At 46.1% G+C, this 16,413-nt stretch carries 12 protein-coding genes; 3 read left to right on the top strand and 9 right to left on the bottom strand.

What is annotated here, in order from left to right:
- Nucleotides 1-47 precede the first annotated feature (47 nt).
- Nucleotides 48-1,301 (top strand): tRNA(Met) cytidine acetate ligase, encoded by a 1,254-nt coding sequence (locus T456_RS0101770; protein ID WP_024864636.1) that lies wholly within the window; start codon nucleotides 48-50, stop codon nucleotides 1,299-1,301.
- Between the two features lie 5 nt (nucleotides 1,302-1,306).
- Here the strand turns inward: T456_RS0101770 and pepF are convergent, their stop codons facing one another.
- Nucleotides 1,307-3,112 (bottom strand): oligoendopeptidase F, encoded by a 1,806-nt coding sequence (pepF, locus tag T456_RS0101765; RefSeq protein ID WP_024864635.1) that lies wholly within the window; start codon nucleotides 3,110-3,112, stop codon nucleotides 1,307-1,309.
- 157 nt (nucleotides 3,113-3,269) lie between these two features.
- Here pepF and T456_RS0101760 point away from each other — a divergent pair, with 157 nt between their 5' ends.
- Both T456_RS0101760 and T456_RS0101755 read left to right on the top strand, forming a co-directional pair.
- Nucleotides 3,270-3,458 (top strand): hypothetical protein, encoded by a 189-nt coding sequence (locus tag T456_RS0101760; protein ID WP_024864634.1) that lies wholly within the window; start codon nucleotides 3,270-3,272, stop codon nucleotides 3,456-3,458.
- Nucleotides 3,412-5,382, top strand: a complete 1,971-nt coding sequence (locus T456_RS0101755; RefSeq protein WP_024864633.1) for a hypothetical protein — start codon at nucleotides 3,412-3,414, stop codon at nucleotides 5,380-5,382. Before T456_RS0101760 ends, T456_RS0101755 begins: the two co-directional genes overlap by 47 nt.
- A gap of 86 nt (nucleotides 5,383-5,468) precedes the next feature.
- On the opposite strand, the gene T456_RS0101750 is transcribed toward T456_RS0101755, so the two are convergent.
- From T456_RS0101750 to T456_RS0101715, 8 genes are all read right to left on the bottom strand, one after another.
- A complete protein-coding gene (locus T456_RS0101750; RefSeq protein ID WP_035800946.1) occupies nucleotides 5,469-6,311 on the bottom strand; it encodes a sugar phosphate isomerase/epimerase family protein in 843 nt (280 codons plus the stop codon).
- On the bottom strand, nucleotides 6,308-8,074 hold the full coding sequence (locus T456_RS18920) for an ABC transporter ATP-binding protein (protein WP_035800945.1): 1,767 nt from the start codon (nucleotides 8,072-8,074) through the stop codon (nucleotides 6,308-6,310). The genes T456_RS0101750 and T456_RS18920 overlap by 4 nt, the downstream gene beginning before the upstream one ends.
- A 28-nt stretch (nucleotides 8,075-8,102) precedes the next feature.
- On the bottom strand, nucleotides 8,103-10,160 hold the full coding sequence (locus T456_RS0101740) for a family 43 glycosylhydrolase (RefSeq protein ID WP_024864631.1): 2,058 nt from the start codon (nucleotides 10,158-10,160) through the stop codon (nucleotides 8,103-8,105).
- Between the two features lie 27 nt (nucleotides 10,161-10,187).
- Nucleotides 10,188-11,945, bottom strand: coding sequence for a glycoside hydrolase family 43 protein (locus tag T456_RS0101735; RefSeq protein WP_024864630.1), 1,758 nt, complete (start codon nucleotides 11,943-11,945; stop codon nucleotides 10,188-10,190).
- 4 nt (nucleotides 11,946-11,949) lie between these two features.
- Complete coding sequence (locus tag T456_RS0101730) at nucleotides 11,950-12,672, bottom strand: rhamnogalacturonan acetylesterase (protein WP_024864629.1); 723 nt, start codon at nucleotides 12,670-12,672, stop codon at nucleotides 11,950-11,952.
- A gap of 75 nt (nucleotides 12,673-12,747) precedes the next feature.
- Nucleotides 12,748-13,614, bottom strand: coding sequence for a carbohydrate ABC transporter permease (locus T456_RS0101725; protein ID WP_024864628.1), 867 nt, complete (start codon nucleotides 13,612-13,614; stop codon nucleotides 12,748-12,750).
- A gap of 11 nt (nucleotides 13,615-13,625) precedes the next feature.
- On the bottom strand, nucleotides 13,626-14,576 hold the full coding sequence (locus T456_RS0101720) for an ABC transporter permease (RefSeq protein WP_024864627.1): 951 nt from the start codon (nucleotides 14,574-14,576) through the stop codon (nucleotides 13,626-13,628).
- A 135-nt stretch (nucleotides 14,577-14,711) separates the two neighbouring features.
- A complete protein-coding gene (locus T456_RS0101715) occupies nucleotides 14,712-16,370 on the bottom strand; it encodes a hypothetical protein (protein ID WP_024864626.1) in 1,659 nt (552 codons plus the stop codon).
- Between the last annotated feature and the right edge of the window lie 43 nt (nucleotides 16,371-16,413).

The raw sequence follows: 16,413 nt of genomic DNA, 5'->3' as shown, positions 1-16,413 counted from the left end.
AAAATCCAATTTTACTCTACATAACTTATACAAAAGAAAGGCGCATCATGAAGACAATCGGTATTATTGCTGAGTTTAACCCTTTCCACAACGGTCACAAATATCTGATCGATCATTGCAAAAGAGCTTTATCTGCTGACCGTGTCGTTATTGTCATGAGCGGTGACTATGTACAGCGTGGTGCTCCTGCCATCACCGACAAATTTACAAGGACCCGTATGGCCCTTAACTGCGGTGCGGACCTTGTTCTTGAGCTGCCAATCTACTACAGTCTCGGAAGTGCCGAGTATTTTGCGGAAGGCGCCATTTCCATCCTTGATAAGCTTGGATGCATTGATTACCTGTGCTTTGGAAGTGAATCCCCCGACCCTGAAAGACTTCAGGAGCTTGCCGATATCCTGAGCCTTGAACCGGCTCTTTTCAAAAAGACTTTGGAGAAGTGCCTTAAAGACGGCGACTCTTTTCCCCTTGCAAGAAAAAAGGCATTGGATGCGGTACTGATCAGCACCGGCCGTGACGCATCCTCCGAGGATACCACTGATGTTCTCACTGCCCCCAACAATATCCTTGCCATCGAATATCTAAGGAGCTTAAAGCGAAGAAAGAGCTCCATCAAACCCTATATCATTCAGAGGATAGGCCAGCCCTATCACAGCGACACCACAGCAGAGATTCCCAGTGCTTCATCCTTAAGGGCCCTTCTTCTGTCCAACGGAGGCTATGATTCAAAGTCCCACGCTCCGGAGATTCTAAAGGGCATGGTGCCTCTTGAGGCGGCGGCCAGCCTTGTCACCGCTCCCGGAAACCTTCTTAATGTCAATGACTTTTCCGACCTTCTCTACTACAAGCTGGTTATGGAAAAAGACAGGGGCTATACAAGATATCTTGACGTAAACAGGGATATTTCCAACAGACTTGTAAAAAGCATGTCGCTGTGTGACGGTTTCTCCTCCTTCTGCGAACTGATGAAGACCAGAAATCTGGTATACACCAGGGTCAGCCGTTGTCTTATGCACATAATGCTTGATATTACTGAAGAAAATATGTCCGCCTATAAAAAAGACGGCTTTACTGCCTATGCCAGAGTACTTGGAATGAAAAAAGACTCCTCAGATCTGCCGGGAGCCATTCATGATAAGGGATCTATCCCCTTGATAGACAGACTAAAAGACGCCGGAAAACTCCTGTCTCCCCTTCAGCTTCAGCTTCTTGAGGAGACCCTCAAAGCCAGCGAGGTTTACTCACTGGTGAGCAATGCGGGAATCTCCGGCGAATATAGTTTAAAACAGATCATTCTCTGATCTTATCAAATATCTTTTACTGCCTCTTCCATTTCATCCAGCGCCTCGCCAAATACTGCAAGAGCAGAGTCGATGGGTGCTTTGGTTGCAAGGTCAACTCCTGCGATCCTAAGAAGGCTTACCGGATCCTGTGTGCAGCCGCTTGAAAGGAACTTCTTGTACTGCTCAACCGCAGGTGCTCCCTCCTTGAGGATGCGATCTGCAATGGCAACTGCTGCAGCAAAGCTTGTAGCATACTGATAAACATAGAAGTTGTAGTAGAAGTGAGGAATTCTGCACCACTCCCATCCAATCAGCTCGTCTGAGATCATCTCTTCGCCGAAGTACTGCTTGTTGAGATTAAGATATACATCGTACAAAGTCTCGGCTGTAAGAGGTGTTCCCTCCTCTGCCATCTCACAGGTCTTTCTCTCAAACTCCTCAAACATAGTCTGACGGAACATTGTGCTCTTAAAGCTCTCAAGGAAGTGATTGATTATAAATGCCTTCTCTTCCTTGCTCTTTGCGTGATCCTTCATGTAGTGATACAAAAGAACCTCGTTGGTGGTGGAAGCAACCTCAGCTACGAAAATCTTGTAACCTGCATCAATGATTGTCTGATTCTTGGTGGAATACCAGGTGTGCATGGAATGTCCCATCTCATGAACCAGTGTAAAAACATCATTCAAGGTCTCGTTGTAGTTAAGAAGCATGTAAGGGTGTACGTCATAAACACCGTCTGAATATGCACCGCCGCGCTTTCCTTCGTTCTCAACAACGTCGATCCATCTGTTGTCGTAAGCGGTCTTTACAATCTCAAGGTAGTCTTCGCCAAGAGGAGCCAGGGCCTTAAGAGACAGCTCTTTTGCCTCCTCATAGGAAACACTCATGTCAAACTCAGGCAGCATTCCAACATAGACATCGTACATGTGAAGCTCGTCAACTCCAAGGAGCTTTTTACGAAGAGAAACGTATCTGTGCATCTTGTCCATGTTGTCATGGATAGAGGAAAAGAGATTGTCGCAAACTTCAGGGGAAACGTTATTAGCATCTACTGCTGCTTCGAAAGCAGAGGCATATTTCCTGGCCTTTGATTCAAAGATACGTCCCTTGACCTCGCCGTCGTAAAGAGCAGCCCAGGTGTTCTTAAACTCCTGAAATCTTCCGTAGAAAGCTTCAAAGCTGGCCTTTCTAAGCTCTCTGTCCTTGGACATCTGAGTGGGAACAAATCTTCCGTTTGAAAGCTGAACCTCCTCGCCATTGGAATCCTTAACGGACGGGAACTTAAGATCGGCATTTACCAGCATTCCGAAGGCCTTCTGTGATGCACCCTGAACTTCTCCTGCGCTGGCAAGAAGCTGCTCTGTTGCGCTGTCAAGCATGTGGTCCTTAAGTCTTCTGATCTCGGTGATCATTCTCTTATAGCGGGTAAGCTCAGGTTCTTTTGCATAAAAATCCTCAAGGACCTCATCAGAAATCTGAAGGATCTCGGGGCTTACAAAAGCTGTCTTCTCAGAGGTTCCAACGTAAGCTGACATAGCTCTCTGGGAAAGGTTCTGATAGGTGGCATTTCCTGTATCCTGATCGCCTCTCATGTGAGCATAACCGTAAACCTTGTCCATGGTATGCTCAAGCTCCTCATGTAATCTGAAAAGCTCAAGAAGGGTCTTGGGGCTCTCTGAGAGCTTTCCCTGATAAGCAGCCATCTTGTCGGCAATCTCTCCTGCCTTTACAAGATCTGACTCCCACTTGGACTCGTCATCGTAGATATCCTCAAGGCGCCAGGTAAGCTCCTTAGCTACTTCTTCTCTTTTGGGTAATTTATTTTGCATGGAATAATCCTCCTTTTTTAAATTTTGCACAATGGTATTTTAACACCAAATGGCCCTTTTTCGGTACGTATAATTGTGTAGATTTTGTGGATATCAAAGCTTTATCATGATATCATATTTATGTATACGCAATTAGATTACTAATGCGGAGGTGCCGATGGGACTGCTTAAGCTCGAAAAGGGACAGATACTACACAAGGCCGGTGAGGACGAGGTTTCTTCACTTGAGGTCATTGTGAAGGGACGCATTAAAATTTACGATGCCACTTCTTCCATGGAAGCAGGTGTCGGAAATTTCATTGGTCTGGCAGAAAATCCAGGCAAAAAACTATATCTATTCCTATGAAGCCATCGAAGAAACTTCCGTCTATTTCTATCCGTACGAGTCTCTTGATGATATTCCCCTTGTTGTTAAAGGTAACCCCAAGATTGCCCCTATCCTGGCTTCTCAGACTGCTGAGTCAGCCGCTGTTGTTGCTGCCATCTATGAAAAAGAATTTGATGATGCCAACAGGGAATACGAGCAGATCATGGCAGACTATGCCGACTATCCCAGCCTTTGCATCAAAGTCGGAGAAGCTCCGAAGATGTTCCCGGAGCTTGATGAGATCATTCCTCCCGAGAAATCTCCCAATGTTCCTGACTGGTCCCTTGAGTTTGTTAACAGCTTAAAAGAGCATGATGCCGAAGCCAAAAAAGGCTTCTACCCCATCAGCGTTGAGATCGCTGCGGGTATGGTCATGACCACCTTTACCATAATCAGACAAATCTCCAATGAAGTACAGGCCCTTGGTGCATACAAAAAAATCCTGAAAAGAAAAGCCGGCGCTTTTATCTCCACCATGAAAATGATAAGAGCCAAGCTAAGCGATATGGAGAAAGCCGAGACCGGAGATACCGGCAATGTCACCATCGTTAATGCCCTTTCAACGATCCTTTCCTATTCTGATGTCACTTCCGAGATCAGCGCCAAATTTGAAGATGAAATAAACAGATTCAAATCCTTTGATAACAGATATGATTCTTCCGACGAGGCAAGAGCCTTAAGAAGAAGCATCAGCACCAGCTTTTATGATGTCTACACCGCAGCTTTTTTAAAAAGCGTTACCGACAGCGACATTCCCATTGAACTTCGCATGTTCTTTATGTTCGGCTTTGTGGATGAGGATCTTGCGGGAGAAAAAAATACCGAAATCCTCTACAACATGGCCAAGGCCTATGTGCCCGATCCCGAAGGCAATGTTCTTACAATGTATGAGTGGCTTCTTAAGATCTACAATCTGGAAGCAGACCCTTCCAAGAATGAGTTTGATCAGGACTGGCCCGCTTATCTTCGTGACCAGAAAATGAACGGCAATATTAATGATGCACAGCTGGAAGCCATGATGAACCATCAAAAGAGCCGTCTTGATTTTGAGATAAAAAATCTCTTTGCCCTTGGAAACAGAATGACCTTCGGCAGGGTTTCTTCCTTTGTGCCCGTATTTGACCAGCAGAACGTGCTTCGTCCCCTTGACATGGCATATCTTACATCGCCCAAGGTTAACGGGTACTTCGACATGATACGAAGCATCGATTACAGCGTATTCTGCAGACAGGCACTTTACACAAATCCTGAGGCAGGTATAACACAGCTCTTTTACTCGGAAGACATAACACCTTATATGATACTTCTGCCCAATGTCGGAAGCCGTGCTTCCCTGTGGCAGGAAATTGACGGTAAAAACAGGCGCACCAAAGCCCGTATGCTTATATCAATCTTCAACACCGAGAATACCGAGGAGTGCATGATAAGACTCTTTGGCGAATTCAGATGGGAAATGTGCAAGACGGAACAGGGCGTTCACTGGAACGATGTCACCGATCCTTCCCTGACTTCGATGTACTGTGACTACCTGCAGTTCTTCAAAAAGAACTCCGCACTTTCTTCGGAAGTAAAGGAAAAGCTAAGGACAGATCTTAAGAAGTTCAGCAACAACTACAAGAATGTGTTTATTGCTGACTATCTGGCCTATATCAAATATGAAGCCAACAGCTCACCAAGGCTCAACAAAGTTGCAAGGGAGATCCTGTTTACCTTCTGTCCTTTCTCTAGGGAGCTCAGGGAAAAAATTGGGGATAATCCACAGTATACCGAGCTTATAAACCACTACAATGCCCGCATAGGCAACCAAGCCAAGCCCATTACAAATCTTGTGAACAAACTCCGCAAGGAAGAGATTGAGGTTCCGGAGGTTGTCATTAAACAGCTGGAGCATTTGCAGAAATAAGGTGCTTTTTACCAAAATGATATAAAAAAGGCCCGCAGCAATTGAAGCTGCGGGTCTTCTCTCATGCTTGGTTTCAGTTCATATATTCATCCAAGCGCTTCTATAACTTTTTCTATGCACTGCCTCGACCGAATCGCGGTATCAGGTTTGGTGTTCTCCAAAGTCGCATGGATGAAGGGCTTCTTCTCAAGAGCAAATTTGATGATATTTGTGTAATCCATCTCGCCAAAGCCGCAGCCGACGCTCTTTATACTATCTCCATCGGGCACGCAGTCCTTGAGATGGATCATCGCTATGTCTTTTCCCAGAATATCAATGGCTTCGTCTATGACTTCGCTCCTGCGGTCATAGTTGTCGGTCCAGATAAGGTTCACTGGATCAAAGATAATCTGAAGATTCGGAGACTCTATTCTGTCAAGAACCTGCCTTGCTCTCTTGGCGTCATAGACGATGTGGCGATACACAGGCTCTATAGCAAAAATAACTCCCATCTGCTCGGCGCACTTAACCACAGGGCGAAGGTTTGTTATGAAGGTCTCGAGGGCCTCCTTGGAATGACAGGCCTCCTTGTCGTAGGAATAGCTCTCGTTGGGAGCTCCGGTCTCGGTTCCCACCATTCCGCACCCAAGAACTGAAGCAAAGCGAAGGTGTGCATAGTACTTGTCCTGTATCTGCGAAAGCTTCTCTGCATTGGGATTTGCAAGGTTAAGGTAGCATCCAAGAACAGCCACATCAAGCTCTGCCTTTCTGAAGGCATTTCTAAGATACATAGCGTATCCCGGTGTGAGAGCCGCAGGGTCAGCGGTAAAACCGGGGACTTTAGAAAGTGCTATATGCACGCAGTCAAATCCCTGTCCCTTTATCTCTTTAAGTCTCTCCTCAAAAGGAAGTTCTTTGGTATCGTGAAATCTAATTCCCAGCTGTATCATGCCATTATCTCCATTTCGTAAAATAGTCCTTTTTTGTTCATCAGTTCATCGAAACTTCCGCTCTCTGCTATGGTTCCGTCGTCTATAACAATTATCCTGTCCGCCTCTTTTATTGTGGCAAGCCTGTGGGCAACAATAAAGGTTGTGCAGTTGTTTGAGATGCTGCCAAGGGCCGCCGATACCTCTTTTTCCGAGATGGAATCAAGGGCTGAAGTGGCTTCGTCAAGGATTATTACCTTGGGATCCCTTATGAGAGCCCTGGCTATGGATATCCTCTGTTTCTGCCCGCCGGATAGCTTGTCTCCGTGCTCTCCCACCATGGTATCAAGGCCTTTGGGAAGCTTGTCTATGACAGACTTAAGCCCCGCCTCTTCAATGACCTTCATTAGTTTCTCTTCGGTTATTCCGGTGGTTCCGTAGAGGATATTATCCCTTATTGTTCCTGAGAAAAGTATGGTGTTCTGGGGAACTACAGCAAGCTGCTTACGATAGCTGCTAAGATTGATGTCCGTGATGTCTTTTCCGTCTATCTTAAGCTTTCCCGAAGTGGGGAATCCAAAGCCCACAAGAAGGTTCATTATGGTGGATTTACCTGCTCCCGACTCTCCCACAAAAGCTATGGTCTCACCGGGGTTAACTTCGAAACTCAAATTACTTAAGATGTCTCTTTCGCTGTCGGGGTAGGAATATCCCACATTCTCAAAGCTGTAGGATCCTGTGATTATACCCACATCCTCCTTGTTCGAAGTGTCCTCCACATGTTCAAACTGCAGCACTTCTCCTATGCTGCTAACCGACTCAAGTCCCTTGGATATTACAGGAAGAAGTGTCAAAAGAGACGACACCTGTCCCACTATGGTTGTGAAATAGCTCTGGTAGAGAACCACGTCTCCCACCTGAACTGAGCCCCGAACAGCCAGCACCGAAGTGAAGGCAAGGCACATCACCTGGAAAATCTGGAAAAATGCCCAGCTCACCGCACCAAAGTTACCCTGAATGATATCAAGGCTGTATCCGGCCTGTGCGATGAGATCCACCTGAGTATCCATCCTCATGATTTCCTCCTGCTCCAGGCCGTGGGCCCTTGTAACCGGCACAAGCTGCACCATTTCCATCACCTTGGCGGAGGTTTCCTCCATCTCTTTTCTGAATTTCTGATTGTGCTTTTTGATGGGCTTTTTGAAGCTCACCACAAGAACAGCCGCCAGAGGAACCATAAGAAGGAAGAAAATGAAAACCACGATGCTCTTTGAAACCGTCACAAAGAGCGCAACGCTGATGTTGATGGCAATGTTAATGAGGGATACAAAGAGCTGATCCGACAAAGTTTCAACTGCCTCAACGTCCCTTATGATCTTGGACTGGAGTCTTCCCGAGAGCATGTCCTTCTGATAGGGGATGGACATGACTTGGATCTTGTGGACCAGAGAGCTTCGAAGTCCCGCCTCCACCTTTCTTACAGCCTTGCTCCTGAATCTTATGTGCAGATAGTTCATGGGAACGTTAAGCACAAGAAGCAGCACCATAAGTCCCACGTTAAGAAAGATTATCTGTATGACATTCGGATTCTTGTTCGTTACATTGTTGATGATATTGGCTGTTACAATGGGCAGTATCCATACCGGGCTGTGCTTTACTATATAAAACACGGTGGACCAGAAAAAGTTATGATACAGTCCCTTATAAAAGCCAAGCAGTGTCATCAGGGGATTGCCCGGATGTTTTTCAAAGCTTTCAAGATAGATGTCTTTTTCGTTAGTCATATTATTTCCTACTGTCTGTTACTGTCTATCATCTTTCGGTGAAAATATCGTCCATGAAGACCGCGGCAAAATCACTGTCTTCTCCTGCAAAGGCATACATTCCAACCAAAGCTCCCGTAAAGCGTTTCCCCTTTGAAAGCCCCTCATCGCAGAGGTAGTAGACATTTTCCAAAGTAAGAAACTCTTTCTCTGTATTCACGTCTATGGCATCCTTTCTGACGTTTTCATCTTCCCCGAGATTACCGGAAGCAAGGAGTAAAGCAGGCGCGAATACATCGTATTTAAGCCTCCGCCTTAGATTATCGGTCTCCATCTTAAAGGTGATACTTGCAAGTCCCTGTGGGAGCGGCTCTGGAGAAACGGTCATCCTGTCCTCTTCTCCTATATGTTCATTACAATAGATATATCTTTTGCCCGCTTTAAGTACGATACCGAACTCAAAGAAGGTGTTCTCATCGTAGTATCCGGTTATTCCGGCCTTCTGACCTTCGCCTGTAAACCGCGGAGCAAGTAGAGTCACCTCATAGTCAAAGGAAAACGACGTCTGGCGCCTGAGTACCAGGTTCCTGCAAGCGGTACTTGAAAGGGGCGCTTTGCTACCATATACAATAAAGGAGCGACCTGTTCCCTTTGGCGTATCTTCTGTGACAAAGGTTATATCTTCTTTCTTAAAGCTCCTGGTGGTCATGTACTCAAGTGGCAGACCACAGGGGGATATTCTGATTTCGTCACCATCCCCACCTTCCGGCGCATCCTCAAAAGGCTTCACCTGCATTGCTGAAGGCCCCTTAAGGTTATTTATAATAGGCCATCCGTCAGGAGTCCATGTCACAGGATCAAGAGCCGTCTCCCTCCCAAGAATGCTGTATTTTCCATCTATCATCCTGCCGCACAGATATACCATGTACCATCTGCCGTCAGGGGTATCCACCAGGTCTCCATGGCCGCAGCGCTGTATTGCCGCGTCCTCATCCTGCTGTCTCATAATGGGATTGTAAGGGCAGGGTTCATAATTTCCGAAAAGCTCCCTTGATCTTGAGATCGTAACCCTGTGACCGGGGCCTGTTCCGCCCTCAGCTTCAAGAAGGTAATAGTAGCCATCCTTCTTGTAAAGGTGCGGTCCCTCCGGAGCTCTTTTGTGATCTCCGTAGAACAAAAGCTTTGCGTCGGATATCTTCTTCGTCCCTGTTTCATCCAGTTCGAAGATCCTTGCTCCCCTGTTAAGAAGCATATATCTTCTGCCGTCATCGTCATTGAAAATGCTTGGATCTATTCCGTCCTCATCTATGAAAACGGGCTCGCAGTAGGGTCCCTCCGGCTTATCCGAGAACACCACGATCTGCCTTCTGTAGGTGGGAGGCACATCGTTAAGCCTGTAGGTAGCCGTAATATAGAACCTCCCTTTGTAAAAAGAGATATCGGGAGCCCAAAAGCCACGGCCTCCTTCAAGTTCATCAAGCCCTGCCCACTTTGGATCCGTGATGGCGTGGCCTATTATCTTCCAGTGAATAAGATCCCTGGAATGCGAGATCGGAATGCAGGGAAAAAAGATAAAAGAAGAATTCACCATGTAGTAATCGCTTCCAACTCTGCAGATGGAAGGGTCAGGGAAAAAGCCCTTTCTTATGGGATTCCTGTAATAGTCCTCATACTTATGGCCGTATCTCTTTTCCAGATACTCCTCTATCTTTCCTGCGCCTTCACGCTTTTCATGGGATAAATTTTCGGCTCCACCGGACATCTCATGCACAATGTCCCAGGGTGTTACAAGGTCTGTGTCTCCAAAGAGAGGGTCCATTCCGCACTTATCGGTGAGGTACTCAAAGATTTCGGGATTTCCCGACTCTGCCCCGTAGTGAAGCACATTTCTGTGGCGCTCATCATACTCATTAAGGCTCACCCTCGAGTATTCCACCATGTATTTAAGAACATCAAAATGCCCCTCCCCGGCGGAAGCAAAAAGCGCCTCTTTGCTTGCAAGGGAAGGCTCGTTTATCAGTATCTCTTTTACTTTGTTAAGGTTCCCGGTCCTCACCGCTTCCAAAAGCTGCGGTATATCCGGGCGTCCCACATAAGAATCTCCCATAACGCTCCCGTTAATAGTGCGAATTCTTTACAGTTCCTTAGTCACAACCGACTTAAAATCTGCGTATCCGTAAGCGGCTCCCGGAGAAACCTCACCGACATTTCCATGTCCACCTTCCTCAGAGGATGATATCGCATATATTCCTGTCTTTGCTCCGACCCAGGTGTGGTCTGAAGGAGTGAACTTTATACCAAGATCAGCCGGTTCGTCCTCTCCGACCTGAAGCTCAATATAAAGGCTTGGACTTTCTCCGAACATCGGGTCGTCAACATTTCTAAAGTACAGTTCCTCCGAATCAAAATCCCTGTCCTTGTATGTAAAGGTCATAATGAACTTAAGCTTCCTTGCAGCCTCATCTTCACTTAATCCCATCTTAGCGCAAAGTTTCTCAAGCCGAAACCTGGTTAAAACCACTTCTTTCTTATCAGCATCCGCGCCTTCTGACATTGCCGTGCAGACATAGTATCCGTCATCTTTCTTTTCGATGTACGCCGTAACATACTGTCCGCCCATCATGCATACGCCGGCTCTCTCGCCGATTTTAAGCCCTGCTGCATCCATACAGATCTCTTCTTCAAAAACCGGATAGCATATCTTCTTCGTGAGCACATTGACGCTGCGCCACAGTATCGGCTCAGTATCCTTCGAAGGATTCAGGGAAAAGAGCCTTAGGCCTCCCGATAAGTTCTCTTCCGGGTCTCGAGAATCCCCTGCAGCCTTTCCGAAAAATGAACTCCGGTGATCTCCAAGCCACTGCCATTCAAGGGATGGCTCTCCGCCGGTAAATGTATCCTGCCAAAGCTTTTTATTCTCTGCCGCCGCATCCATATTTACAGAGGCATTCTCGCTCACATTCTCATCCGCAATCATTTCGGATGTTCTGCCGCAAGCCGGTTTCTCATATTCATAAACAGGCTCTCCGCCGGGGCCAATAACAGGCCAGTCCTCTTCCCAGCTTGCGGGCTGAAGGTGGCAGATCCTTCCGTATAATCCTCTGTCCTGGAAGTGGATAAACCACTCATCACCATTTGGAGTGTCAACAAGGCCGCCCTGATGCGGTCCATTAATTACGCTGCTTCCCTGGGCCATGACAGTCTTTATCTCATAGGGGCCTTTGATATTGCGGCTTCGCAGTGCCACCTGGTAGCCATATTTAACGCCTCCCGCAGGAGCCAGAATATAGTAATAGCCGTTTCTCTTATATACCTTTGGACCTTCTATAGTAACCGCAGGGTGCGCCGGATCGTTGCCGTCAAATATAAAGTGGTCCTCGCTAACAGCCTTCAGGCCGTCGCTGCTCATCTCGAATATTCCCAGAATACTCTTAAAACCTATCCTGCTCTTGGCATAGCCGTGGATAATATAAGCTTTGCCGTCATCGTCCCGGAAAGGGCATGGATCTATAAGCCCCTTTCCTTCAAGTACGCACACAGGCTCCTCCCATTTACCCAGAGGATCTTTGGTCCTTACAACATAGTAGCCCTCGTCAGGCATCCCGTAATAAATATAGAACATACCCTCATGGTATCTTATGGCCGGTGCCCATACTCCCTCGGAATGCCTTGGAATGCCAAATCTTTCCTGCCCGATATTCTCAAGGGCGTAGTTCTTAAGTTCCCAGTTCACCAGGTCTTTTGACACCAGGATGGGAAGCCCCGGAGTGTAATTAAAACTACTGGCAGTCATATAAAAATTATCTCCAACCCTTATTACATCAGGGTCCGAGTAGTCTGCAAACAAAATAGGATTTCTGTATGTCTTTCCAAGATCGGATCGTGTTTTCATTTTATCAACCGTTTGTCTCTATTGTCGTTGTATCTTTTTCCAGGTCTTCATCAGCAAGCAAAGAAGCGTAATCTCCCCCAAGGTCGCGAAGCCCCTTTGCTATCATTCCCGCATACAGCATGGCTCCCTCGTACTTAAGATGGGAGTTGTCGATCTTGCCCTCAGGGGCCCACGAAGCCTCTCCGGGAGCCAGGTTCATATAATATTTCCTCGTGGCCTCATCCCCCGTCTTCTCAAGAAAGTTCCTGCTCATGGTAAAAAGATCTATCACGGGAACCGAAAGCTCTTTTCCCGCCTCTTTCATACCAAGGACATAGTCCGTGTGGGCTGAGGGCAAAAGCTGTCCGTTTTCGTCAAAGAGCCTTCGCTCCACCGAAGTTATGAAAACAGGATATGCTCCCTTGTTCCTTGCCACATTAACAAACTTTCCAAGATTGATCTTGAACTCGCCATAAGGATCCGTGTAGCGGGCGGGGTCATTTATCTTCTCGTCGTTATGTCCGAACTGGATAAAGAGGAAGTCCCCTTTTGTGATCTCATCGTAGATCGGGGCAAGTCTGCTCTCGTCTATAAAGCTTTTGGTGCTCCTTCCGTTTACTGCCCTGTTGCAGATGGCAACATCCATGGCGGTAAATCTGTCAAAGGCCTGACCGATTCCGGTCTGGGGATATGTGGAAGCCTTGTTGACGGCAATGGTGGAATCGCCTGCCCAGAATATATGTCTCATGTTCACTCCTTTAAAAACAGCCGCTCAGGCTTTTGCTACCCGAGCGGCTTTGTAAACAAAACTAACTCTATTGGATTACTCTTTTACCGCACCTACATTTACGCCCTTAACAAAGTACTTCTGAAGGAAAGGATAAAGAAGCATGAAAGGAAGGATCGCACAAACAATGGCTGAATAATAAAGGGTACTCTGTGATACCTTATAAGCCGTGGTAGGCGTATCACCATCCATGACCATTACTCTCAGTATGTACTGGAAGTTAACCTGATCGCGGTTTGTAATATAGATCTGAACTGTTGAATAGTCATTCCATACGGTTACCGCAAACATAAGACCGATTGATGCAAGAGCTGCCTTTGAAAGAGGAAGAACGATCTTGAAGAAGATTCCCATAGGGGAGCATCCGTCAATCTTAGCTGCTTCAAACAGTGAGCCCGGTATGCCTTCAAAGAAGTTACGCATAAGAACCAGGTTATAAACGTTCATACCGTGCTTAACTACCAGAACCCACATGTTATTGGTAAGACCCAGCTGTCTCATAACCAGGTACTCAGGGATCATACCGCCGGAGAATATCATGGTGAAAAGAAGGAAATATGCCAAAATTGTTCTTCCGGGCATCTCATACTGTGAAAGCACATATCCACCAAGTGTTGACATTACAAGACCGAGAAGTGTTCCAAAAATGGTTGTAACAACCGAGTTAAGGAAAGGTCTGTAAAGCTTGGCTGTGTGCAGGATTGTTCTGTAACCGTCAAGTGTTGGCTGGTTAGGGAAAAACTGGAATTTGTAAACACCAACAGCGTTGAAGGAGTCAACAACAACCTTCCAAATAGGGAAAAGAACTATCAGTCCCAGCAAAATAAATACTATGTAATTTACTACATCAAATGCATCGGTCTTTCTCTTACGACCTGCACTAAATTCTACACTTTTTGCCATCGTAAGCCTCCTTAAATAATACCGCGTCCGCGGACTTTCTTGCTGGCCCAGTTACAAATAAGTACCAGTGCACAACCTACCAGTGATTTGAAAAGACCTACCGCTGTAGTGTATCCATAGTTGGGAATGGCTGTCATAAAGGTCTTACGATAGATATAAGTTGAAATAACATCCGAAACAGCAAATACTCTGTTGTTGTACATAACGAATACTGACTCGAACAGGTTAAGAACCTTAGCCAGATTCAGTATGAGCACGATGATGATGGTGTTGAGAAGCTCGGGAACTGTAACGTACCAGATCTTCTGAAGTCTTGTTGCACCATCGATATCTGCTGCTTCATAGAGCTCGGGGTTGATTCCGGCAAGTGTTGCCAGGAAGATAACGGTTCCCCATCCTGTCTCCTTCCAGATGTTTACCAGATAGTAAACAGGACGCCATAGGGTAAGCTCATGCATAAAGTCTATACTCTCTTTTATCAGTCCCCAACTCTTTAAGGTCTCATTCACAAAACCTGTTGAAGAGGTTGAAAGGAAAAGAGTGAAGATAGCTGCTGTAACCGTCCATGACATGAAGTGCGGCAGATAAATAACTGTCTGCAGTACTTTCTTGGCAAAGAGGTTCGCCATCTCATTGATGAATACAGATACAATAACCGCAGTACCTGTGGTTATGAGCAGCTTGATGATCGACAGCTGCAATGTATTAAAAAAGGCTTTCCAGAAATCAGCATCTGAAAACATCTTCTGGAAATGTTTAAAGCCTACCGGTTCCAATTTCTTAAGTGTGTAATCATAGAAGGCGTATCTTACGCCAAGCATCGGCCAATAGTAGATAATAAGAACGTATATAAGCACAGGAAGAAACATAAGATAAAAGCCCCTGTGATTCCAGATTCTCATACCCAATGGCTTTTTATTTATTGTTTGCCCTGTAGATGTAACCTTTTGTTTTTTACTCATTTTACTGCCCCATTCATAAAAATTCTTGTTAATAGCGGTGAGATAAAGAGAATTTTCAAAGTTCTGCATGGGCAACCGTAATGGTCGCCCATGCAGCTAATAGATATTTAAAAGAAATTGATTTTAAGAAAGATATTACTGAGCGTTGAGCTCTTCAAGGATCTCGTTAATTGTATCGCCCCACTTTGTCTGGTACTCAGCGATAGCTTCTTCTGCTGACTTCTTGCCTGCAACAACTTCGTTCATAAGAGTTGTCTTATCTGTTGCAAGATCAGCCTCAACCTCTGTGAGGATCTCTGATGAAGGTGACTGAGGAGCATCTACGCAGTTCTCTGTGAAGAACTTGTTACCAGCTGTTACAAGCTCGTCGTTATCGATGAAGCCGTTTGTAAGAGGTGCAATAACAAGTACTGGATCAAGGTGATTCTTCTTCCATACAGAGTTAGGGTCGTTAGGTGACTGCTTAAGGTGGAACTCACCCTCTGCATACTCGTAATCCTTCTTCTTGTCAGGATCATCAGGGTTAGTTGTGAATGACTCTGCGTGTGTTGACCAGTGAACATCCTCAGCACCATATGTCCAAAGTGTCTGAACCTTGTCACCGTCAAGCATTGTCTCAAGAAGTGCATCGAAGATAGCCTGCTCACGAGAGTTGTCTCCGTCGCCATCATCTGTGATTACCCAAACAGGAGCCTCACGGTTGATGTATCCGCCCCATGTATCCTTGATCTCCTTGATAGGAGGAAGCTGTACAAGTCTGTCATCGCCAAGATCTGTATCAACGTCGTTCTTGTCAAGGTTATCTGTAAGAGTTCTAAGCCATGTACCAGCCCAGTAAGTGAATACACCTTCTGATGTTGTCTGGTCATTTGAGAACCATTTCTCACGTGCTGTCTTTGTGGAAGCTTCCTCAGTATCCTTATCGATTACGCCATCAGCGTAGCCCTGAGCAAGTCTTGTAAGAGCATCGATTGTAGCCTGCTCCTGGAATCCGTCAACCCACTGTCCGTCCTTCTGGTAGATAGCGGGATATGCACCCTGCCAGAACTCAGGCATGTAGTTGATGTATGGAGCCTCGTCAAGCTTACCGAATCCTGCTGCGATAACACCTGTCTGGCCATCCTTTGTGAAAGCCTTGAGCATGTTGTAGTAGTCATCGAATGTCTTGATGTCATCAACCTTAAGTCCTGCAGCATCGAGCCATGACTGCTTGATGTATGTAACACATCCGTTACCGTATGTAGGAGCGAAAGCGTAAAGCTCGCCGTTTGCAGTCTTCATGTTCTCGTTGATTGAAGGAAGTGTGATCCTTGACTGGAACTCTGCGTTTGCATAAGCATCAGCCATGTTCCAAAGGATACCTGTGTTCTGATACTGCTTGAACATTGTAGCGCTCATGATAAGAGCATCGGGATACTGTCCGTCACCGGGCTGTCCTGTTGTAAGGAGCTGAGCTACATTGTCCTTGTAACCTGAGTGCTCAGGCTGGTTGATGTGAAGCTTGATGTCATGACCAATCTTCTCTGAAACAGCTGCTTCCCACTGCTCGATGAAAGCATCCTGACCGTTGTCTACATTTGCTGTAAGTGTTCCGTCTACAGTAATGTAAAGATCTGTGAGTTCGTAGCTGCCTGCCTCTGCTGTCTCTGTAGCTGCTGTAGCATCTGCTGCAGTCTCGGAAGCTGTTGTGTCAGCTGACTGAGAATCTGTTGCTGCAGGAGCAGATGAACCACATGCTGCAAGAGAAGCTACCATTGCTGTTGAAAGAATTAATGATAAAACCTTCCTTTTCATGAATTTTGTTCCTCCCATTATTGTTGGTTTGAAAATATTATGT

The sequence above is a fragment of the Butyrivibrio sp. FCS014 genome, from assembly GCF_000526935.1.
In the GTDB taxonomy this organism is placed as follows: Bacteria; Bacillota; Clostridia; order Lachnospirales; family Lachnospiraceae; genus Butyrivibrio.
This window is presented reverse-complemented; position numbering and strand designations above follow the sequence as displayed.

What these genes read in the sequence shown, in the direction of transcription:
- T456_RS0101720 (WP_024864627.1), bottom strand. Translation starts at nt 14,576, where the DNA reads ATGAGTAAAAAACAAAAGGTTACATCTACAGGGCAAACAATAAATAAA.
- T456_RS0101715 (WP_024864626.1), bottom strand. Translation starts at nt 16,370, where the DNA reads ATGAAAAGGAAGGTTTTATCATTAATTCTTTCAACAGCAATGGTAGCT.
- T456_RS0101730 (WP_024864629.1), bottom strand. Translation starts at nt 12,672, where the DNA reads ATGAGACATATATTCTGGGCAGGCGATTCCACCATTGCCGTCAACAAG.
- T456_RS0101725 (WP_024864628.1), bottom strand. Translation starts at nt 13,614, where the DNA reads ATGGCAAAAAGTGTAGAATTTAGTGCAGGTCGTAAGAGAAAGACCGAT.
- T456_RS0101760 (WP_024864634.1), top strand. Translation starts at nt 3,270, where the DNA reads ATGGGACTGCTTAAGCTCGAAAAGGGACAGATACTACACAAGGCCGGT.
- T456_RS0101735 (WP_024864630.1), bottom strand. Translation starts at nt 11,945, where the DNA reads ATGAAAACACGATCCGATCTTGGAAAGACATACAGAAATCCTATTTTG.
- T456_RS0101750 (WP_035800946.1), bottom strand. Translation starts at nt 6,311, where the DNA reads ATGATACAGCTGGGAATTAGATTTCACGATACCAAAGAACTTCCTTTT.
- pepF (WP_024864635.1), bottom strand. Translation starts at nt 3,112, where the DNA reads ATGCAAAATAAATTACCCAAAAGAGAAGAAGTAGCTAAGGAGCTTACC.
- T456_RS0101770 (WP_024864636.1), top strand. Translation starts at nt 48, where the DNA reads ATGAAGACAATCGGTATTATTGCTGAGTTTAACCCTTTCCACAACGGT.
- T456_RS18920 (WP_035800945.1), bottom strand. Translation starts at nt 8,074, where the DNA reads ATGACTAACGAAAAAGACATCTATCTTGAAAGCTTTGAAAAACATCCG.
- T456_RS0101740 (WP_024864631.1), bottom strand. Translation starts at nt 10,160, where the DNA reads ATGGGAGATTCTTATGTGGGACGCCCGGATATACCGCAGCTTTTGGAA.